The following is a 19354-nucleotide window of genomic DNA, read 5'->3' as shown; positions in this document are numbered from 1 at the left end:
GTAGAGGAAAGCAAGCTCTACACTTTTCCTTTTTAGGAAATGAAAAGAATATTTGTAAGTTGTTGCGAGATATCGATTGTACTGTGTAAAATGAACAAAGAGATTATTTGATAGAAAGCTGGAAAGGGAATGATAGACGTGAGAGCGGAACGATCACCTTTTATCAGGTGAACTATTATAGTCTTATTAAGACTGAGGTGAAATTCTGTGGCCATTAAGGTAATACATAGTGTGAACAGGTTTTAAAAAACACGAAGTACTATACTTAAAGATGGAGATGGAACTGCTAAATACTTCAAAAAGAATAATGTAATATTAAGTAATAATTTGTACAAACAATATTAATGATCTTCGTAAAAAAGATGCGAGTGTATAGAACAATTACATATTTTATAACTTTTTTATATTACACGATGGTCGTTTATAAGTAGGAGGAAGAGATGTTGAAATATAGTAAATTAGCAATTATAACTGCATTATCAATGACTTTATTAGCTGGTTGTTTTGGACCGAAACCAGAAGAAGAATTATATGTAGCGTTTGAAAACGCTGCTAAACAAGAAAAAACAATGTTTGAAGATGCAAAAAAACTTGAGGCTTTAGAGAAAGAAGGACAAGAATTATATAACCAGATTGTGCAAGAAGGAAAAGATAATAATCAAACTGTTAAAGAAAAACTGAATCAAGCAGAAAAGAATACAACTGAACGAGAAAAAGTACTTACAAAAGAAAAAGAGGCCTTAAATAAAGCGCAAGAAGAAGTGAAGTCAGCTGATAAGTATGTGAAGAAAATTGAAGATAATAAGTTGAAAGATCAAGCTGATAAAGTGAAAAGTATGTATGAGAAACGACACGATTCATTTAATAAAATGTATGACAGCTATAATAAATCTTTAAAACAAGAAAAAGAGTTATATACAATGTTACAAGATAAAGGTACTAAATTAAAAGATATTAGTGAAAAAGTAAAAGTAGTAAATCAATCTTATAAGGATATTGAGTCAGAAAAAGATAAATTTAATGAATTCACAAAGTCTTATAATACAGAAAAAGTAGCTTTTTATAAACAAGCAAATATTAAAATTAAAGAAGAGAAAAAATAAAACAGTTTGGCCTACACTTGGCCAAACTGTTTTATTTTTTTGTATAAGTACGACTATACCATGGAACCGGTTCACTTAATTTTTTTTCTTGTTTCAATGCTTCAGGCCCAATATAATCTTGAAGTGTTTTTTTTGCTACTGTTAAAGATAAGGTTGTTTTCGGATTTCGATAGGAGGATTCAAGATGACCAAGATGCGGTAGAATTCGAAAATCTTCTTTCGTAGGAGGGATGTGGAAAAAATAATCGCCTAAACGTATAAGGACATCAGATTGTTGTTGGCTAAAACGTGGGTTTCTAGAAAAATGTAATCCTTCTTTAATTGCTTTTTTTTCAGCAATCAAACGCTCTAAAGCTGTCTTTTTTAACCAGTATAAATATTTAGGATTAGTAGCTGCTTTAGCATGACGATTCACAACGAAAATAGATTGAGCTAGTCGATTAATAGAATGTTGGTTTTGTAATTGAGATTGTGGTTGTGAAGGTTTCATATTGAATCTCCTTTCAATTTTTCATTATTATAGCATAAATAAAATAGGTTTTTATTATATGCAAAAAGTGATTGTATATATTTTCAATATTAAAGCAATATTGTTACAAAAAACAACTATTTTGTATAATAGTAATAGAATATGTTTTTGAAATTTGATAATGAAAGAGTGAGAAGTTTGAAAGAAATATTAAAACAACAGTATGCCATTATAGATATTGGATCTAATACAATGCGTTTAGTTATTTATGAAAAGCAAAATGGAGGTTTTTATAAAGAGATTGAAAATACGAAAGTGGTTGCTAGGTTAAGAAATTACTTAATTGATGGTGTGTTGAATGAAGAGGGAATAGAAGTATTATTACAGACATTATTTCAATTTCAAGAAAGTACAAGGTTCCATCAGTTGCATCATGTACTTTGTGTTGCAACAGCAACAATTAGACAGTCTGAGAATCAAGAGGAAATTAAGAAGCTTATTGAAGGACAAACGGACTTTACTCTTAGAGTATTATCAGAATATGAGGAAGCGCGTTACGGATACTTGGCGGTTATGAATTCTACATCGTTTTCAGAAGGAATAACGGTAGATATTGGTGGGGGAAGTACGGAAGTTACATACTTTAGAAATAGAGAGATTTTAGAGTACCATAGTTTTCCTTTTGGGGCACTTTCTTTAAAGCAACAATTTATTAAAGGTGATATTCCTACTAAAGATGAGTTAGAGGGAATGCAACAGTATTTAGAATTTCAATTTCAAACGTTACCATGGTTAATCAATAAGAAATTGCCTCTTATTGCAATTGGTGGTAGTGCGAGGAACTTAGTAAAAATCCATCAAAATTTAATATGTTATCCTATAGCAGGATTACATTTATACAAGATGAAAGAAGAAGATATTGAAAATGTAAAAGATGAATTGGAAAAATTGTCGTTCATAGAACTTCAGAAATTGGAAGGATTGGCAAAAGATCGAGCGGATACGATTATTCCAGCGGTTGAAGTATTTCATACACTTGCTAATGTTATAGAGGCACCGGCATTTGTATTAAGTAGAAAAGGGTTAAGAGAAGGTGTTTTCTATGAAGAGTTGACAAAAGATTTGGGGATTTCATATTATCCGAACGTAGTTGAAGAAAGTTTGCATTTACTATCACATGAATACGAAATGGATATGGAATTTGTTATTCAACTTATTAAACATGGAAGACTAATTTGCAAACAACTTGAGGAAATAGGGCTTATTTCTATGTCAGTAAAAGACTGGGAAGTGTTCCATCAAGCAGCGAAAGTATTTAATATAGGCAAATATATAGACGAAGAAGCGAGCCGTTTACATACGTTTTATTTATTGGCGAATAAAACAATTGATGGCATGATGCATAAAGATAGAGTGAGGTTAGCGCTTATTGCATCTTATAAATCAAAAATGCTATTTAAACAACATTTATCTCCATTTGAAGGTTGGTTTGATAAAAGTGAACAAAAAAAAATCCGCCTATTAGGAGCTGTTTTACAATTTTCAGCTGCTTTAAATGCAAGGCAACGATCGCTTGTTGAAACCATATCTATAACAGAAAGCAAAGAGGCATTAACGTTTAAAGTTTTATGTGAACAGTCTGCATTAGCAGAAAAAGTGCAAGCTGAAAAACAAAAAAAACAGTTAGAAAGAGTATTAAAAACGAATATTAACTTGTTATTTGAACTAAAACATTAGGTCGTACGGATGTCTTTACGAAAAATTTACACTTTGTAATATTGTAATTTGATAAAATAAAATTAACTAAATTATAGTAAAAAAGTTTCAAGGGGAAGTGTGAAGAGAATGGAATTATTGAAGGGGAATGCAGTAAATTTAAATGATACAGCTTATTACAATAATCGAGAGTTAAGCTGGCTAGCATTTAATGAACGTGTACTACAAGAAGCGCAAGATGGAAATAATCCACTTTTGGAAAGATTGAAATTTATTAGTATTTTTAGTTCGAATTTAGATGAATTCTTTATGGTACGTGTAGCGGGATTAAAGGATCAAGTGAGTGCTGGATTTAATCAGCCAGAAAATAAAGCTGGCTTAACACCAAAAAAGCAACTAAATAAAATTGCGATAAAAGCCCATGAACTAATGACAGTACAATATGATACATTTAAAAATTATGTATTGCCAGCGCTTGAGTTAGAGGGAATTGAACGTTTAACATTCCATGATTTGACGAAAGAGCAGCGAGAATTTATAGAAGAGTATTTTGATGAGCAAATTTTTCCGGTGTTAACCCCTGTAGCTATTGATGCATATCGCCCATTTCCAATGTTATTAAATAAAAGTTTGAATTTAGCTACTCTTTTATATGATGAGAAGCAAGCGGAGGAAGAGAATCGGACGAAGCTAGGAATTGTACAAGTTCCTTCATTACTTGAGCGCTTCATATTTTTACCGAGCGAAGGGCAAAAGTATAAATTTATTTTATTAGAAGACGTAATTAGTAGTTTTACTCATAAATTATTTACGGGATATACAGTATCATCTGTTACTCGTTTCCGTATTACACGCAATGCAGATTTAACGATTCATGAAGAAGGTGCGAGAGATTTATTAAAGGTAATTGAAAAAGAATTAAAAAAGCGTAAGTGGGGGGGGGCTGTACGTTTAGAAGTTGGGAAAGAACACATTGATGAAAGAGTATTAGCGTTATTATATGAGGTTCTGGAAGTAAAAGATGAAGATGTATATATAATGGATGGGCCATTAGATTTAACATGTTTGTTTTCTTTATATAAAAAACTAGCTCCTTTATATGAACATCTTGTATATCCGGCTCTTATTCCGCAACCGCCTCAAGATTTAGGTGATGAAGAAGATGTATTTGAAAAAGCAATTGAGCATGATATTTTATTACATCATCCTTTTGAATCATTTCAGCCGGTAGTTGATTTTGTCCGTGATGCGGCAGACGATCCGAATGTACTTGCGATTAAACAAACGTTATATCGAGTAAGTGGTGATTCACCAATTATTCAGGCGTTAAAGATAGCGGCTGAAAAGGGAAAACAAGTGACGGTATTAGTTGAATTAAAGGCAAGATTTGATGAAGAAAACAATGTTCATTGGGCTAAAGAATTGGAACAGGCAGGCTGTCATGTTATTTACGGTGTAAGTCACTTGAAAACACATAGTAAAATTACGTTAGTTGTAAGAAGAAAAAACGGAAAAATTGAAAGGTTCGTACATCTTGGAACTGGAAACTATAATGATGCAACAGCGAAGTTATATACTGATTTTGGATATATTACATCAAGAAAAGACTTTGGGGTTGATGCAACCAATTTCTTTAATTATTTAAGTGGTTATACAACAAAGCCACATTTTCATCATTTATCGGTTGCTCCATTTGATATAAGAGAACAATTTATGGATTTAATAGATGAAGAAATCCGTTATCATAGGCAATATGGAAATGGATATATTATCGCTAAGATGAATTCATTAACAGATAAACCATTAATTAAAAAAATGTACGAAGCATCACAAGCTGGAGTAAAGGTAGAGCTCATTGTTCGAGGAACATGTTGTTTAAGACCTGGTATTCCAAATGTAAGTGAAAATATTCGTGTAGTTAGTGTTGTTGGAAGATATTTAGAACATAGCCGTATTTATTATTTCCATCATAATGGGGAGGAGAAAATATATTTATCTTCAGCTGATTGGATGACGCGAAATATGGAGAAGCGAGTGGAAATATCTTTCCCGATATTAGATATTGAAATGAAGGCACGAATTAAGGCGATTTTACAGCTTACATTAGCTGATAATGTGAAAACACGTGAACAAAATAAAGATGGTGATTACTATTATGTTATTAATGGTAGTACAGAAGAAATTGATAGCCAAGTGAAGTTGTTTAAGATGGCGTATCAAAATACAGATGCTGAATAATGAAAAAAGTAAAAACCTCTTATGTCTATAAGAGGTTTTTACTTTTTTCTACTCATATGCTCCCAAAATGGAAGGATGAGTAGAAACAATAGTTTTATTATAAGCGTGTAATAAGATGGCTCGTTGAGAGAATAACATTTGAAATAATCGTTATTTTAACTTAGTAATAGTATGGTTGTTGACATGGTCCACCGTAACAAGGATAAGGTGCTGGCGGCGGGAAAGGTGGTGGATAAGGTGGGTAAAATGGTCGAGGGCCGAAAGCTAATGCTCCGCCGAGTAATCCACCAGCAATTCCAGCTAGAAAGGGAACGCCAAAAAACGGGAAGAAGCGTGAGTCGCCTACTGGACCAATAGGTGCTGAACGGACTGGGATTGGTTGATAATATGGATACATGAACATACCTCCTTTATTGGACTCACTTTCATCATATGGTAAATGAAACGTGGATGAGCGCGTACAAGAAAGGATGTGCAAGAAAATAGGCGAATTATTACGAATGTTGGAGTGTAAAAAGTGTAATTTCAGGTTTTGACATAAAACGAAATGGGACACGTGTTCTTCCCAGGCCTCGATTAACATAGAGAGTTAAATCCTGAATTGTATAGAAGCCTTCAATATAGTCTTTGGCGAGTGAAGGTGTAATAATAGCTCCTAAAAAAGGAATTTGTACTTGTCCGCCGTGACTATGACCAGAAAGTTGCAAGTTGATTGGATATCTAGAAACTTGGGGCGCGATATCTGGTTCGTGAACAAGAACAATGTTATAAGTATTTTGCCGTGCATGCGCTAATGTTTTCTCTATTTTTGGTTTGCCTAGTAGTATATCATCGAGACCGAAAATAGAAATTTCACTATTATCCATTAGACGAATTCTTTTTTCACTATTTAGCAATAGTTCAAATCCTGATTCACGCATGATGTGCTCATAGTATTCAGTTCCATATCCACCGTGATCATGGTTACCATAAATAGCGAATTTACCGAAGGGGGCTTGTATATTTTTTAAAATGGATGCAACGAAAGGAGTGTCAGTATACGTTTGATAATTATCAATGAGATCTCCAGTAAAAAGGACAATATCTGGATTTACAGCATTAATTTTAGAAACAACTTGAGATAAATGTTGAAGCGAGAAATAGTATCCGAGATGTAAATCGCTGAATTGAAGAATTTTCATCCCATGAAAACTTTTTGGGATGAGTTGTGATTTTAATGTGTGCTGTGTAAAAGAAATGAAATGGGGCTCTATATATTTAGCATAGTAGTATCCGATGCTACTGGTTATAAATGAATAGAGACAAGTACGCATACCAATTTTTAAAAAATTTCTTCTTGTAATGTGCTTCATAAAAATATGAGTATACCTCAATGTTTTCATTCTATTTATAGGCTACTCAAATCTCCTTTCAGTTTATTTAAAATATACTTTACATAATAAAAAGTAGTATAGATTACGAAAAAAAATGAGTAAAAAGAAAGTTCTTTACGCTAAAATATCAGAAAAGTTTAAAAATATAAAGATTTCTATTAAATAAAGTGATAAAATGAATGTGTATTCATTTTTTGGAGGGGATGTATGTGAAAGAAAAGGTAGTTATTATAACAGGTGGATCGAGTGGAATGGGAAAAGGAATGGCGACTCGTTTTGCAAAAGAAGGGGCACGAGTTGTTATTACAGGACGTACAAAGGAAAAACTAGAGGAAACAAAGTTGGAAATTGAACAATTTCCAGGGCAAGTATTACCTGTACAAATGGATGTAAGAAATACGGATGACATTCAGAAAATGATTGAACAGATTGATGAGAAGTTTGGTAGAATTGATGTTTTAATAAATAATGCAGCTGGAAACTTTATTTGTCCAGCAGAAGATTTATCTGTGAATGGCTGGAATTCAGTCATTAATATTGTATTAAACGGTACGTTTTACTGTAGTCATGCTGTCGGAAAATATTGGATTGAAAAAGGTATAAAAGGGAATATCATTAACATGGTAGCAACATATGCATGGGATGCTGGTCCAGGAGTTATTCATTCGGCTGCAGCGAAGGCAGGAGTATTAGCGATGACGAAGACGCTCGCTGTTGAGTGGGGACGTAAATATGGAATACGAGTTAACGCTATCGCGCCAGGACCAATTGAACGTACGGGCGGTGCTGATAAATTATGGATTTCAGAAGAAATGGCTAAACGTACGATACAAAGTGTTCCGCTTGGAAGGCTGGGTACGCCAGAAGAAATCGCTGGTCTAGCTTATTATTTATGTTCAGATGAAGCTGCGTACATAAATGGAACTTGCATGACAATGGATGGAGGACAACATTTACATCAATATCCATTTTAAAAGGGATAAAAAAATGAATATTTGATTCATTTTTTTATGGCTAAATGTGACGGAATTGTGACATATGAAAGAAAAGTGTTTACAAGAGGTCATATATACGTTATATTTAAGACCTCTTTTTTCTTCATAGTAGAATTGCTAATTCCCCTTAGCATTTTACCCCTCTAATCCCTTCAGGAAAACTGAAGGGATTTTTTATTATTTTTCCGTAAATATCATGTTATAATTTTTGAAAAGTAAAGGGAGGGAAGCACGTTGATAGATGCATTAGATGTAATGAGTAACTTGGATAAAGTCCTTCCTTATTATCAAGCTATTTTTAGTGCTGATGAGCATACTGTAATTGGATACGAAGTAGTAGGACGTATTCAAACAGAAGAGGGCATACAAAGTTTAGCTTCTTTCTTTCACGATGATTCGATTCCAAGTGAATTTCAACTGGAAGCGGATAATATTATAGTAGAAAAAGCTTTAAATCGTTATTTAGAAAGCAATCAAAAATTATTATTATTTATACATCGGAATGCTAATGTATTAATGAATGATGATGATGAAAGCTTGCTTCAACTTTTATTGAGGTATGAAGAACAAGGTTTAAATTTAAAACAAATTGTTTTAGAGATTACAGAGCATGAATGTAAAGAAGATATAGAGCAATTTAATCATTTGCTTATGTATTATCGTACATATGGTATTCAAATTTCGATTAATAAAGTCGGAACGGGCACAAGTAATTTAGAGCGTATTAGCGTGTTAGCACCTGATATTTTAAAAGTAGATTTAACGAACTTAAGGCAAACAGCACTTTTACAATCTTATCAAGATATTTTATATTCTTTATCATTACTTGCTAGAAGAATTGGTGCAACTTTGTTATATGAAGAAATAGATGCTTTTTATCAACTGCAATATGCTTGGAAGAACGGCGGAAGATATTATCAAGGTAATTATTTGAAAGAATGTTTACCTGATTTTATTGAAACGAATGTTTTGAAAGAGCGACTTGGTAATGAATGTCATCAGTTTATTCAGCATGAAAAGAAGAAGTTACAAAAAATTTATAATTTAACAGAGATGTTACGCGATCGCATTGGCGATGTTTTATCAAAACAAAAAAAGAATGAAGATATAAATGATTGGTTATTACAATTTAGTCAAAGTGTATCACAGTGTAGTTTTCGTATATTTATTTGTAATGAAGATGGTTTCCAACAATCAGGAAATGTTATGAAAAAAGATGGAGAATGGATTGTGATGCCGGATTATTATATGAAGAACTGGAGTTGGCGCCCGTATTTTCTCGAGAATATCATGAAAATGCGTTTTGAGAATAAGGCGAGGCTTTCAGATTTATATGCAGATATTGAAACGGGAGAAATGGTACGAACATTTTCTTTCCCGATTGATGATGACAACTTTTTATTTATAGATTTATCTTATGAATATTTATATGAAGAAGATGTTTTATTTTAATGCACGAAGAGATTCGTGCATTTTTTGTTTGTTTTTATCATAAATTGGTAATAGTGAAAATGGTGATGAAAATGCTGTCTATCGTTGTAAAGATTTTACGAACGAAATCTGTCCTGTCTTTGCATAATCATTGTTACAATGAATACTACAAAGACAAGTTCTTTTAAAAGGAAGGTGAAAAAATGAGGAAATATGGAATATGGCTTGTTCTATTTGTATGTGTTGCCTTTCTAGTTGGTTATAGTGTTACGACTGTTTTAGGAAAAGAGGAAGTGGAAGTCGATCGGAAAGAAGTATTTACAACGATACAAAAAGGCTATGAAACCCAGTTTTCAATTCGTGGGAAGCATTTGCCGATGAATAAGATGATAGAGACGTTATCACCGTATTTTACAGATAATTTCCTTCAAGTATTTACAGATGAAAATAGCAGAAGTGATAAACAAAGTGGTGAATATTTACTTCCGGCAAAAGAAGCACCGTTTTCTTTTAATTCAGAAACGAAAATGTCGTATGATGAAGAACATAAAAATTTATATGTATATGAGCGGACAAAAAGTGGACAATATCAAATTGTAACATTGAAAAGGGATCAAGATAAATGGAAGTTAGCAGGATATCATGAAAGTCAGGAACTCTTAACTGAAATAAAAAGGTTGCAACAATTATAAAGTGAAACTTTTAACCAGTGGGAGGGATTACTAGCCCATCTAACTCCTTTGCTTTAGCTAAATTTTTTGGGTTTTACTACCTACAAATAGCGGGATAAGAATAGGAATAGGCATTTACCTATTCCTATTCTATATTGAGTAGTTTTTGTAACTTTTCAATTTGAAAACCTGCAACTACTTCGCCATCAATTACGACTGTTGGAGTTGAATAAGAATCATAGTCGTTTAAAAGACGATTGCGAGCAGCAGCGTCTTTTTTTACGTCAAATTCTTCATATGCAACGTTATTATGCTTCAAAAATTCTTTAACAATAACACATGGCGTACAATCAGGTTGTGTATAAACCTCAATTTTTTTCATTGTAATTCCTCCTTTTTTCTGTTTTTTATTATATTCTTCCAGTATAAAAACCGCAATAAAGAAGGGGAAATATGTTCTTTCTGTTTTTTCCTTCGCATTTCGACAAATTTTTAGTTGAGTTTCTGGCCAATAACCTTTATCCTAGAGTGTGGAACATTTTTTCTGTTATGACGGATAGAATGAGTATAGCTGTAAAACCTATTGGTAGGAAGATCAGAGAAAGGAGAGATTTCATGTCTCTACTCCAAGGAATTTTAACTCGACTTGTTAGTCTACAAGAACAAGCTGAAAGCGGTGAAGTAGCACAACGCTATTTTGAAGTGAACGGTGAGCGCAAATGTAGCGTGAAATTTTTCGATAAAAGTGAAATGTATGAGTTAGAAGTGTATCAACAAGGTGAAAAACCTCAAGTGTACCAATTCGATAATATCGACATGGTTGCAATTGAGATTTACGATATCATTTCTTGATACATATAAAAAAGGTACTGCCATGTGGCAGTACCTTTTTTAGTTCTATTACTTTCCAGCGTAATGTATAGAAGTTTTTTATTTTTCCTACAATGGTATTAAAATGAAAATTTAATCTGTGTAAGTTTGCCTATCTATGTGGATAAGTAGTCCCGCTAACCGGATGAATATGTGAAGCTAAACTTCTCACAATTGCTGGGTTCTGCAAATAGTGGGAGAAATATAACTAGGAGGTTATCGTATGGAACATTTACCAATTGTGATTTGTCCTAATTGTCAAAGTTCTGCTGAGATTATTCATGTATTAACGGCTCAATCTAATCAAAATGTAATTTATACGTGCCAAGTTTGTCACTTTGTAATTCGAAATATTGAAACGAATAAAGGATAGGAAGTTATAATTTTAGTTTTTGTCCCATACAATGAGAATACGAAAAGTCTGTCTAATTGAAAGGACGTGACTCTGTGGACGGTGCACATAAATTTTACAATGTTTCAGAGAGACATTTAAATTTTGATATGGTCTTTAACCGTATTTGTAGTTTCATTGAAAAGGATCCACGAAATTTATATCGATTATCCATTGGGACAGACTCGCAAGCACATCAAAAGGATACGAGGTTTATTACAGCAATCCATATTCATCGTGTTGGAAAAGGTGCCTGGGGTTGTTTACACCATAGATCAGTAAAAGATAAGCCAGCAACCTTACGTGAGAAAATATATTTAGAAACGCAGTTTAGTCAAGAAATCGCATGTCTATTTACACCTACTCATATACAAACAATATGGGAGTTATTGCATCCTTATGCTCAAGATGGGGCTGGATTCATAATGGAAATTCATTTAGACATTGGGAATGATGGTTTAACAAAGGAATTTATTTTAGATATGACAGAAAAAATTCGAGCGATGGGATTAACTGCAAAAATTAAGCCGGATGCTTATGCGGCGTTTAGCTATGCAAATCGATATACGAAATGATTTTTTGTATGTTTACAATTGCTACATATCTTTTGGTAAAAACTGAATATTACATCTATTAAATAGGTTAAATTTTTTATATAATAAGAGTAACGATGCGATTGTAAGGAGAGGGGTATATGCAAAGGGAAGTTGTTTTAACGAAGGAAGAAGAAAGTTTACTACTAGATATTTTATTTCAGCAAAATTATGCAAGTGAAATTTTAGCTGTGGAACTTACAGATATTGAGAATGGTTTGAAACAGACGGATGTGATGCAATATAAAAAAATCACAAGGTTATTTTACAGATTAAAAAATAAAGGGTATTAAGCGCTACCGGAATGGTAGTCTTTTTTTTGTGCTGTATGCTAAAATAGCTGTGTGATTGTATTTTTATTGAAATAAATTTAGGACAAAATAATAATATGAAAACGCTGTCATAAAATGTGAATAGAGTTATGAACATAAGCAGGAAAAAGGGAAAATGGGGGATGTAATATGATTAGTATTCCGAAAGACGAATTTCAACAAATTCTTGTGAAGGATTTAATGATTTCATCGGAAAAAGTAGCTCATGTCCAAATTGGAAATGGTTTAGAACATGCTTTACTCGTTCTTGTGAAATCTGGATATTCGGCGATACCTGTCTTAGATCCAATGTATAAATTACATGGTTTGATTAGTACTGCCATGATATTAGATGGTATGTTAGGATTAGAGCGTATTGAGTTTGAAAGACTTGATGATATGAAAGTAGAGCAGGTGATGAAGGAAGATATACCTTTTCTTAAATTAGAAGATTCGTTTGCAAAAGCTTTAGAAATGACAATTGATCATCCTTTTATTTGTGCTGTTAATGAAGAAGGCTATTTTGAGGGGATTTTAACACGTCGTGCTATTTTAAAATTGTTGAATAAGAAAGTAAGGCAACATAATCGATAACGTGAGAAAAGTGACTTCATGGAAACGAAGAAGTCACTTTTTTTCGTGCATATCACTTGTGTATGTATTATATTTAAAAAGACATAAAACATAAGGAAAGTTTGCGCTGGAAAATTGTATTTTCTGAATGAAAGCTTGTTGAAATAAGGTGTATGGAAGCTAAGGAAAGAGGGAGAAAGTTGCAAATTGATGATTTTCAAATGATGGTTGTGTTAGCTCAGGAATCAAATATGAGAAAAGCGGCGGAACGTTTATTTGTTTCCCAACCTGCGCTGAGTCAACGATTACAATCTATGGAGAAACAATGGGGAATGAAGTTTTTTATTCGCTCACAAAAAGGATTGACAATTACACCTGAAGGGGAAAAAGTTGCAAATTATGCCAAAGAAATGTTGCAAAAGGAAGAGGATATAAAAAGTGAGCTAGCTGTTTTTAGAACGGAAACTCATGGAACGTTAAAAATAGCTGTTGCATCAGTTATTGGTCAATATTGGCTTCCTCCTGTTTTGAAAAAGTTTGTGCATAAATATCCTTCTGTAAAGATATCACTGTTTACTGGTTGGAGTAGTGAAGTGCAAAAGCAGTTTTATGAAGGAGACGTTCATGTTGCTATACTGAGGGGAACACAAGAATATAAAGGTCAAAAGCAAAAATTATTTGAAGATGAACTGTATTTAGTTGATAAAGAAATAAAAGATATTTCGATGCTAAAAGAAACAAATAGGCCGTTCATTCAATTTAAAAGTGACTCGACTTATTATGGACAAATACAAAATTGGTGGTATGGTTTATTTTCTAATCCGCCTAAGCGAACGATTGTAGTTGACCAAATTGAAACATGCAAACAACTTGTTTTAAATGGTATAGGTTATGCCCTTTTACCTTCTACTGTTTTAAAGGAAGTACAGGAAAATATGTATAAAACACCTGTTCAATTGACGAGAGAAACATGGTTGTTAACAAGTGACTCAGCAAGGCAGTTGAAGCAAGTACAAGCATTTTTAGAAATTATAGAAGAAATTCAAAGGGAAAAATAAGATTATTATCTTGCTACTCGCTCTTTCGTTTGGTAGAGTAACATTATAAATGGATTTAGGAGGCAACAAGAATGAAAATGATGGACGCTAACGAAATTATTTCGTTTATTCAAAAAAGTGAAAAGAAAACTCCTGTAAAGGTATACATAAAAGGGGATTTAAAAGAAGTAACATTCCCTGAAACAGTACAAGCATTTGTGAATAAAAAATCAGGTGTATTATTCGGAGAATGGTCTGAAATTAAGACAATTCTTGATGAGAATAATAAGCACATCGTTGACTACGTTGTAGAAAACGATCGTCGTAATTCTGCAATCCCAATGCTTGATTTAAAAGGTATTAAAGCTCGCATCGAGCCAGGTGCTATTATTCGTGACCATGTTGAAATTGGTGACAACGCTGTAATTATGATGAATGCAACAATTAACATTGGTGCTGTAATTGGTGAAGGTTCTATGATCGACATGAACGCAGTACTTGGTGGACGTGCAACAGTCGGTAAAAACTGTCACGTAGGTGCAGGTGCTGTACTTGCAGGTGTTATTGAGCCACCTTCTGCGAAACCAGTTATCGTTGAAGATGATGTAGTAATCGGTGCAAACGTAGTTGTTTTAGAGGGTGTTACAGTAGGTAAAGGTGCAGTTGTAGCAGCGGGAGCTGTTGTAACAGAAGATGTGCCTCCATACACAGTTGTTGCAGGTACTCCAGCACGTGTAATTAAAGAAATTGATGAGAAGACAAAAGCAAAAACAGAAATTAAACAAGAGCTTCGTCAATTAAACCCAGAGAAATAAAAAGCAAAAAAAGCGTAAGAGCGTAAATGGGCTCTTACGCTTTTTATAGATAGAGGTGCAAAAATGACAGTAAGCAAATTTGTCCAAATTCGTAGAGATCTACATAGAATTCCAGAAATCGGATTTAAGGAATGGAAAACACAACAGTATATTTTAGATTATATAGGAACGCTTTCTCATGAATTTGTGGAAGTGAAGACATGGAAAACGGGTGTAATCGTTAAAGTAAATGGAAAAAATCCAGAAAAAATAATAGGTTATCGTGCAGATATAGACGGTTTACCAATTACAGAGGAAACTGGATATGAGTTTGCTTCTATTCATGAAGGAATGATGCATGCATGTGGCCATGATGTACATACAACAATCGGTTTAGGCCTTCTAACGAAAGCTGTGAGCGAAAGAATAGATGATGACCTTGTATTTCTATTCCAGCCAGCAGAAGAAGGACCAGGCGGTGCTCTTCCTATGTTAGAAAGTGAAGAGTTAAAAGGATGGAAACCAAATATAATTCTTGGTCTTCATATTGCACCAGAATACGCTGTAGGGACAATTGCAACGAAAGAAGGACTGTTATTTGCCAATACTTCAGAATTATATATTGATTTAAAAGGGAAAGGTGGCCATGCTGCCTATCCGCATACTGCAAATGATATGATTGTTGCAGCGAGTCATCTTGTTACACAGCTTCAATCCGTTATTAGCCGCAATGTAAATCCTCTTGATAGTGCAGTAATTACAATCGGGAAAATTACAGGTGGTACGGTTCAAAATATTATTGCAGAAAAATCTCGTTTAGAAGGAACGATTCGAACATTATCAGTAGAATCAATGAAGCGTGTGAAAAGCAGAATTGAGGCAATTGTTGCAGGTATCGAAGCTTCTTTCCAGTGTGAGGCGATTATAGATTACGGAGCAATGTATCATCAAGTATATAACCATGAAGAGTTAACGAGAGAGTTTATGCAATTTGTACATAAACAAACAGATATGAATGTTATTACATGTACTGAGGCAATGACAGGTGAAGATTTTGGTTATATGCTTCGAGAAATCCCTGGATTTATGTTTTGGCTTGGAGTAAATTCAGAATATGGTTTACATCATGCGAAATTAAAGCCAGATGAAGAAGTGATTGAAAAGGCAATTACATTTTTAAGCCAATATGTAAAGTGGAAAGGGAATAGAAAATAAAACTTCCGCTTTCTTGAAGTTTCCAAAATTTTTTTTGTTCTGAGGTGTAAGTAACGCTCGTATAGATTGATTTTAGACATTTACATACAAATGAAAGAATAAAGTTAATTGGACTGTTTTAATAATGAGCAGGGGGTTTTTAGCCACTGCTCATTATTAATTATTTGACTAACTTATATATGTTTACTTTTAGTATGAAAAGTGTGTAAAATCAATGTGAAACATAGAAAAAAGGGTGGGGAATTACGTGCAAATTAGCAGTGCGATTTTATGTTTCGTCTTATATGCGTATGTTATTATTGCGGCGGTTTATTTTGGGATAAGTTTTTATGCCTATCGTCTAGTAGATAATAATGAATATGACGAAACATACAAATGGGTGAAGAGATATTTATCACCTGTACTAGAAATTATGAATGGGTTTGTGCTCTTTTTATTTATTGGATTAATTGCTTTCTCAACGAGTTTAGTAGGGAATAAAACTACGTTATTTGTATTGGGTATCATTATTTTTATGCTGTTAGGAATAAGGATTGGTAATACGGTCTTTTGGAATGAAAGAAAAGTAGATGGTTGGACGGGAATGTTAATTCCGTGTATGTTAGCTGCAATCGTGACAAATATAGAACATGAATATTATCAATTACATTTTTGGCTCATTATCGTTTTAACAATTCTTTCTGTTTTGTATATAAGCACAGTAGTACTAACATATATTGCACATGAAAAAGGAGATGTTAAAGGCACTCGTTTCTTTAGAGGACGGGCATTATTTTGGAGTGTGCCGACGATGGCAGTTATCGCGCTTATTGCGATATTAGTAAATGGATATCAATTTACTAATTGGCAACTATTTTTAGAAAATTGGTGGATCTTTATCTTTTCGTTTATTGCTTTTTTAGGTGCAACGCATTATTTATTTCATCAACATCATTACATATGGGCGTTGTTATTTGCATTCACACAGCTGCTATTTGCCTTTTTTGGTCAAGAAACATTATTATTCGTTTTTGAAACATTTAGTTCGTTTGGAAATATATTTGTATTTGCTATGTTACTTGTTGGTATCGCTTTTTACTTGCAACAATATTTTTATATACAAAAACAGAAATAAGAGCTAATTACAGTTTTTGTGACGCATATAAAGTGTGTTACACTGAAAATAAATAGTACTTGAAGTTATTGGAGGAATTCCTGTGGGTGAGAAAGAAAAAGAATTTGCTGTCATTGGACTTGGTCGCTTTGGTGGAAGTATTTGCCGAGAACTAGCTCAATTAGGTATGGAAGTAATGGCAATCGATTCAGATGAGGATAAAATTAATGAATTTGCAAATATAGCTTCGCATGCTGTAATTGCAGATTCAACAGATGAGATGGTATTAAAAAGCCTTGGTATTCGAAATTTTGATCATGTAGTCGTTGCTATTGGAGATAATTTAAATTCAAGTATTTTAACGACTTTGATTTTGAAAGAGTTGGGTGTAAAAAATATTACTGTAAAAGCTCAAAATGATTATCATGAAAAAGTGTTAAGTAAAATAGGTGCAGATCATATTGTGCATCCAGAACGTGATATGGGAAAAAGGATTGCTAATAATATTGCATCAAGCAATGTGTTAGATTACCTTGAGCTTTCAGATGAGCATAGTATTGTAGAGATTATTGCGAATAAAAAAATTGATGGGCACTCTTTAATTGAATTAGATATTCGTGCGAAGTTTGGATTGAATATTGTAGCAATTAAACGAGGTAAAGAAGTTATCGTATCCCCTCGGGCTACGGAGAATATTCAAGCAGGAGATATATTAATTGTCATTGGTCATGACGATGAAGTGGATCGATTTAAACACTTTTTAAGATAAGAGAAAAGAAAAGGACAATGCCTTCATAGCATTGTCCTTTTTCTTATATTTCCATAATGATTGGTAAAATCATTGGACGGCGTTTCGTTTTCTCATATAGGAATGGAGCTAATGTGTCTGTAATTTCATTTTTAATTTCAGACCATTGTGTTGTTTTACGCTCCATTACTTTTTCTAAATGAGTTGTAATTAATGTTTGTGCATCATTGATTAAATCACTGCTTTCACGCATGTAAACGAAACCGCGTGAGATGATATCAGGTCCTGCTGCAACTTTAAATTCTTTCATATCAATGCTTACAACTACAATTACAAGTCCTTCTTCAGAAAGGATACGACGATCTCGTAATACGATATTGCCGATATCTCCAATACCGTTTCCATCAATGTAGACCGAACCAGATGGGATTTTTCCAGCTACGCTAGCTTCATCCGAACGTAAAGCAAGAACATCGCCATTATCCATAATGAAGCAATTTTCTTCAGGGATACCACAATCATTTGCTATGTTCATATGCATACGCTGCATACGATATTCACCATGAATTGGCATGAAGTACTTCGGTTTAATTAGACGTAACATTAACTTTTGTTCTTCTTGCCCACCGTGTCCACTTGTATGGATATTTGAAAGTTTCCCGTGAATTACATCAGCGCCAGCGCGGTACAACATGTTAATTGTACGACTTACGCTAATTGTATTTCCTGGAATTGGTGAAGAAGAGAAAACAACTGTATCTCCAGGAATAATTTGAATTTGGCGGTGTGTACCGTTTGCAATACGTGAAAGTGCTGCCATCGGTTCACCTTGACTACCTGTACATAAAATAACAACTTTATTAGCTGGTAAGCGGTTTAGTTGAGATGCATCTATGAATGTATCTTTCGGGCAACGAATATAACCAAGGTTTTGTCCGATTTCAATCGCTGCTTCCATACTTCGACCAAACACAGCTACTTTACGGTTGTTTTCAACAGCAGCTTCAATAACTTGTTGTAAGCGGTGAATATTTGATGCAAAGGTTGCGAATATAATCCGTCCGTCTACTTTACGGAAAATGTCTTGAATGCTATCACCAACGCGACGCTCAGACATAGTAAAGTTTGGAACTTCACTGTTCGTACTATCAGATAATAGACATAGCACGCCATCTTTACCGATTTCAGCCATTTTTGTTAAATCAGCTGGTTCACCAACTGGTGTGAAATCAAATTTGAAATCACCTGTATGAACAACTTGACCTTGAGGTGTTTTCACAACAACGCCGTACGAATCTGGAATACTGTGAGTTGTACGGAAGAAGGATACAGACGTTTTTTTGAATTTAATAACGTCATCTTCTTGAATTTCGTAAAGTTTTGCTTTACGAAGTAAGCCGTGTTCTTCTAATTTATTTTTGATGAGTGCAATTGCTAATTTTCCGCCGTAAATCGGAATGTTCACTTGACGTAATAGATAAGGAATTCCGCCGATATGATCTTCGTGACCATGTGTAATGAATAACCCTTTAATTTTATCTTCGTTTCGCACAAAATAAGTGTAGTCTGGTATTACATAATCGATTCCGAGGAGTTCGTCCTCTGGAAATTTAATTCCAGCATCAATTATAATAATTTCATCTTGAAATTGAACAGCGTATGTATTTTTACCGATTTCACCAAGCCCACCGAGAGCAAATACAGCAACTTGGTCGTTTTTTAGAAATTTCATA

At 33.6% G+C, this 19354-nt stretch carries 21 protein-coding genes; 16 read left to right on the top strand and 5 right to left on the bottom strand.

Annotated elements, in window-relative coordinates; genetic code table 11:
• The first annotated feature begins 440 nt into the window (after positions 1 to 440).
• Positions 441 to 1103 carry a YkyA family protein gene (locus C4S65_RS20285; RefSeq protein ID WP_086407636.1) on the top strand — a complete coding sequence of 221 codons (663 nt, stop codon included), beginning with the start codon at positions 441 to 443 and terminating at the stop codon, positions 1101 to 1103.
• A gap of 31 nt (positions 1104 to 1134) precedes the next feature.
• On the opposite strand, the gene C4S65_RS20280 is transcribed toward C4S65_RS20285, so the two are convergent.
• Positions 1135 to 1593 carry a YkyB family protein gene (locus tag C4S65_RS20280; RefSeq protein WP_000804864.1) on the bottom strand — a complete coding sequence of 153 codons (459 nt, stop codon included), beginning with the start codon at positions 1591 to 1593 and terminating at the stop codon, positions 1135 to 1137.
• Between the two features lie 141 nt (positions 1594 to 1734).
• Here C4S65_RS20280 and C4S65_RS20275 point away from each other — a divergent pair, with 141 nt between their 5' ends.
• On the top strand, positions 1735 to 3309 hold the full coding sequence (locus C4S65_RS20275; protein ID WP_061666348.1) for a Ppx/GppA family phosphatase: 1575 nt from the start codon (positions 1735 to 1737) through the stop codon (positions 3307 to 3309).
• A 108-nt stretch (positions 3310 to 3417) separates the two neighbouring features.
• Positions 3418 to 5526, top strand: a complete 2109-nt coding sequence (locus C4S65_RS20270; protein ID WP_086407634.1) for a polyphosphate kinase — start codon at positions 3418 to 3420, stop codon at positions 5524 to 5526.
• Between the two features lie 160 nt (positions 5527 to 5686).
• On the opposite strand, the gene C4S65_RS20265 is transcribed toward C4S65_RS20270, so the two are convergent.
• Positions 5687 to 5923 carry a hypothetical protein gene (locus C4S65_RS20265; protein WP_000283738.1) on the bottom strand — a complete coding sequence of 79 codons (237 nt, stop codon included), beginning with the start codon at positions 5921 to 5923 and terminating at the stop codon, positions 5687 to 5689.
• A 97-nt stretch (positions 5924 to 6020) separates the two neighbouring features.
• Positions 6021 to 6878, bottom strand: a complete 858-nt coding sequence (locus C4S65_RS20260; RefSeq protein WP_086407653.1) for a metallophosphoesterase — start codon at positions 6876 to 6878, stop codon at positions 6021 to 6023.
• A gap of 230 nt (positions 6879 to 7108) precedes the next feature.
• On the opposite strand from C4S65_RS20260, the gene fadH reads away from it, so the two are divergent.
• The 3 genes from fadH (at position 7109) to C4S65_RS20245 (ending at position 10017) form a co-directional block, all read left to right on the top strand.
• Positions 7109 to 7873 (top strand): 2,4-dienoyl-CoA reductase, encoded by a 765-nt coding sequence (gene fadH, locus C4S65_RS20255; protein WP_000660913.1) that lies wholly within the window; start codon positions 7109 to 7111, stop codon positions 7871 to 7873.
• A 255-nt stretch (positions 7874 to 8128) separates the two neighbouring features.
• Positions 8129 to 9346: an EAL-associated domain-containing protein gene (locus C4S65_RS20250; protein WP_086407633.1), complete on the top strand. Its 1218-nt coding sequence runs from the start codon at positions 8129 to 8131 to the stop codon at positions 9344 to 9346.
• Positions 9347 to 9528: 182 nt separating this feature from the next.
• Positions 9529 to 10017: a DUF3993 domain-containing protein gene (locus C4S65_RS20245; protein ID WP_001233804.1), complete on the top strand. Its 489-nt coding sequence runs from the start codon at positions 9529 to 9531 to the stop codon at positions 10015 to 10017.
• A gap of 124 nt (positions 10018 to 10141) precedes the next feature.
• On the opposite strand, the gene C4S65_RS20240 is transcribed toward C4S65_RS20245, so the two are convergent.
• Positions 10142 to 10378 carry a glutaredoxin family protein gene (locus tag C4S65_RS20240; protein WP_103945412.1) on the bottom strand — a complete coding sequence of 79 codons (237 nt, stop codon included), beginning with the start codon at positions 10376 to 10378 and terminating at the stop codon, positions 10142 to 10144.
• 233 nt (positions 10379 to 10611) lie between these two features.
• Between C4S65_RS20240 and C4S65_RS20235 the strand changes: the two genes are divergently transcribed.
• The 10 genes from C4S65_RS20235 to C4S65_RS20190 all read left to right on the top strand — a co-directional run bounded on the left by C4S65_RS20235 (position 10612) and on the right by C4S65_RS20190 (position 17642).
• Positions 10612 to 10848 (top strand): YkuJ family protein, encoded by a 237-nt coding sequence (locus C4S65_RS20235; RefSeq protein ID WP_000055151.1) that lies wholly within the window; start codon positions 10612 to 10614, stop codon positions 10846 to 10848.
• Between the two features lie 241 nt (positions 10849 to 11089).
• Positions 11090 to 11239 (top strand): hypothetical protein, encoded by a 150-nt coding sequence (locus tag C4S65_RS34520; RefSeq protein ID WP_000400649.1) that lies wholly within the window; start codon positions 11090 to 11092, stop codon positions 11237 to 11239.
• A gap of 74 nt (positions 11240 to 11313) precedes the next feature.
• Positions 11314 to 11832 carry a ribonuclease H-like YkuK family protein gene (locus C4S65_RS20225; protein WP_000348489.1) on the top strand — a complete coding sequence of 173 codons (519 nt, stop codon included), beginning with the start codon at positions 11314 to 11316 and terminating at the stop codon, positions 11830 to 11832.
• 119 nt (positions 11833 to 11951) lie between these two features.
• Positions 11952 to 12143: an antirepressor AbbA gene (abbA, locus tag C4S65_RS20220; RefSeq protein WP_001188692.1), complete on the top strand. Its 192-nt coding sequence runs from the start codon at positions 11952 to 11954 to the stop codon at positions 12141 to 12143.
• A 168-nt stretch (positions 12144 to 12311) separates the two neighbouring features.
• Complete coding sequence (gene cbpB, locus C4S65_RS20215) at positions 12312 to 12755, top strand: cyclic-di-AMP-binding protein CbpB (protein WP_000623573.1); 444 nt, start codon at positions 12312 to 12314, stop codon at positions 12753 to 12755.
• A 152-nt stretch (positions 12756 to 12907) separates the two neighbouring features.
• Positions 12908 to 13792, top strand: a complete 885-nt coding sequence (locus C4S65_RS20210; protein ID WP_003261853.1) for a LysR family transcriptional regulator — start codon at positions 12908 to 12910, stop codon at positions 13790 to 13792.
• A 71-nt stretch (positions 13793 to 13863) separates the two neighbouring features.
• On the top strand, positions 13864 to 14586 hold the full coding sequence (gene dapD, locus C4S65_RS20205; protein WP_000783241.1) for a 2,3,4,5-tetrahydropyridine-2,6-dicarboxylate N-acetyltransferase: 723 nt from the start codon (positions 13864 to 13866) through the stop codon (positions 14584 to 14586).
• Positions 14587 to 14649: 63 nt separating this feature from the next.
• Positions 14650 to 15780 carry an N-acetyldiaminopimelate deacetylase gene (locus tag C4S65_RS20200; RefSeq protein ID WP_061666351.1) on the top strand — a complete coding sequence of 377 codons (1131 nt, stop codon included), beginning with the start codon at positions 14650 to 14652 and terminating at the stop codon, positions 15778 to 15780.
• Positions 15781 to 16027: 247 nt separating this feature from the next.
• A complete protein-coding gene (locus tag C4S65_RS20195) occupies positions 16028 to 16894 on the top strand; it encodes a cytochrome c oxidase assembly protein (protein ID WP_001167323.1) in 867 nt (288 codons plus the stop codon).
• Positions 16895 to 16976: 82 nt separating this feature from the next.
• Positions 16977 to 17642, top strand: coding sequence for a TrkA family potassium uptake protein (locus C4S65_RS20190; RefSeq protein ID WP_000504032.1), 666 nt, complete (start codon positions 16977 to 16979; stop codon positions 17640 to 17642).
• Between the two features lie 43 nt (positions 17643 to 17685).
• On the opposite strand, the gene rnjA is transcribed toward C4S65_RS20190, so the two are convergent.
• The gene (rnjA, locus tag C4S65_RS20185; RefSeq protein WP_000670375.1) at positions 17686 to 19353 is read right to left on the bottom strand and encodes a ribonuclease J1; all 1668 of its coding nucleotides are present in this window, start codon (positions 19351 to 19353) and stop codon (positions 17686 to 17688) included.
• Between the last annotated feature and the right edge of the window lies 1 nt (position 19354).

The sequence above is a fragment of the Bacillus sp. ok061 genome (assembly GCF_900108285.1).
GTDB classification, from domain to species: Bacteria; Bacillota; Bacilli; order Bacillales; family Bacillaceae_G; genus Bacillus_A; species Bacillus_A thuringiensis_S.
Note: the sequence above shows the minus strand (reverse complement) of the source record. Positions and strands in the feature narration are given on the sequence as shown.

What these genes read in the sequence shown, in the direction of transcription:
- C4S65_RS20285 (WP_086407636.1), top strand. Translation starts at nt 441, where the DNA reads ATGTTGAAATATAGTAAATTAGCAATTATAACTGCATTATCAATGACT.
- C4S65_RS20280 (WP_000804864.1), bottom strand. Translation starts at nt 1,593, where the DNA reads ATGAAACCTTCACAACCACAATCTCAATTACAAAACCAACATTCTATT.
- C4S65_RS20275 (WP_061666348.1), top strand. Translation starts at nt 1,735, where the DNA reads ATGTTTTTGAAATTTGATAATGAAAGAGTGAGAAGTTTGAAAGAAATA.
- C4S65_RS20270 (WP_086407634.1), top strand. Translation starts at nt 3,418, where the DNA reads ATGGAATTATTGAAGGGGAATGCAGTAAATTTAAATGATACAGCTTAT.
- C4S65_RS20265 (WP_000283738.1), bottom strand. Translation starts at nt 5,923, where the DNA reads ATGTATCCATATTATCAACCAATCCCAGTCCGTTCAGCACCTATTGGT.
- C4S65_RS20260 (WP_086407653.1), bottom strand. Translation starts at nt 6,878, where the DNA reads ATGAAGCACATTACAAGAAGAAATTTTTTAAAAATTGGTATGCGTACT.
- C4S65_RS20245 (WP_001233804.1), top strand. Translation starts at nt 9,529, where the DNA reads ATGAGGAAATATGGAATATGGCTTGTTCTATTTGTATGTGTTGCCTTT.
- C4S65_RS20240 (WP_103945412.1), bottom strand. Translation starts at nt 10,378, where the DNA reads ATGAAAAAAATTGAGGTTTATACACAACCTGATTGTACGCCATGTGTT.
- C4S65_RS20235 (WP_000055151.1), top strand. Translation starts at nt 10,612, where the DNA reads ATGTCTCTACTCCAAGGAATTTTAACTCGACTTGTTAGTCTACAAGAA.
- C4S65_RS34520 (WP_000400649.1), top strand. Translation starts at nt 11,090, where the DNA reads ATGGAACATTTACCAATTGTGATTTGTCCTAATTGTCAAAGTTCTGCT.
- abbA (WP_001188692.1), top strand. Translation starts at nt 11,952, where the DNA reads ATGCAAAGGGAAGTTGTTTTAACGAAGGAAGAAGAAAGTTTACTACTA.
- cbpB (WP_000623573.1), top strand. Translation starts at nt 12,312, where the DNA reads ATGATTAGTATTCCGAAAGACGAATTTCAACAAATTCTTGTGAAGGAT.
- C4S65_RS20210 (WP_003261853.1), top strand. Translation starts at nt 12,908, where the DNA reads ATGGAAGCTAAGGAAAGAGGGAGAAAGTTGCAAATTGATGATTTTCAA.
- dapD (WP_000783241.1), top strand. Translation starts at nt 13,864, where the DNA reads ATGAAAATGATGGACGCTAACGAAATTATTTCGTTTATTCAAAAAAGT.
- C4S65_RS20200 (WP_061666351.1), top strand. Translation starts at nt 14,650, where the DNA reads ATGACAGTAAGCAAATTTGTCCAAATTCGTAGAGATCTACATAGAATT.
- rnjA (WP_000670375.1), bottom strand. Translation starts at nt 19,353, where the DNA reads ATGAAATTTCTAAAAAACGACCAAGTTGCTGTATTTGCTCTCGGTGGG.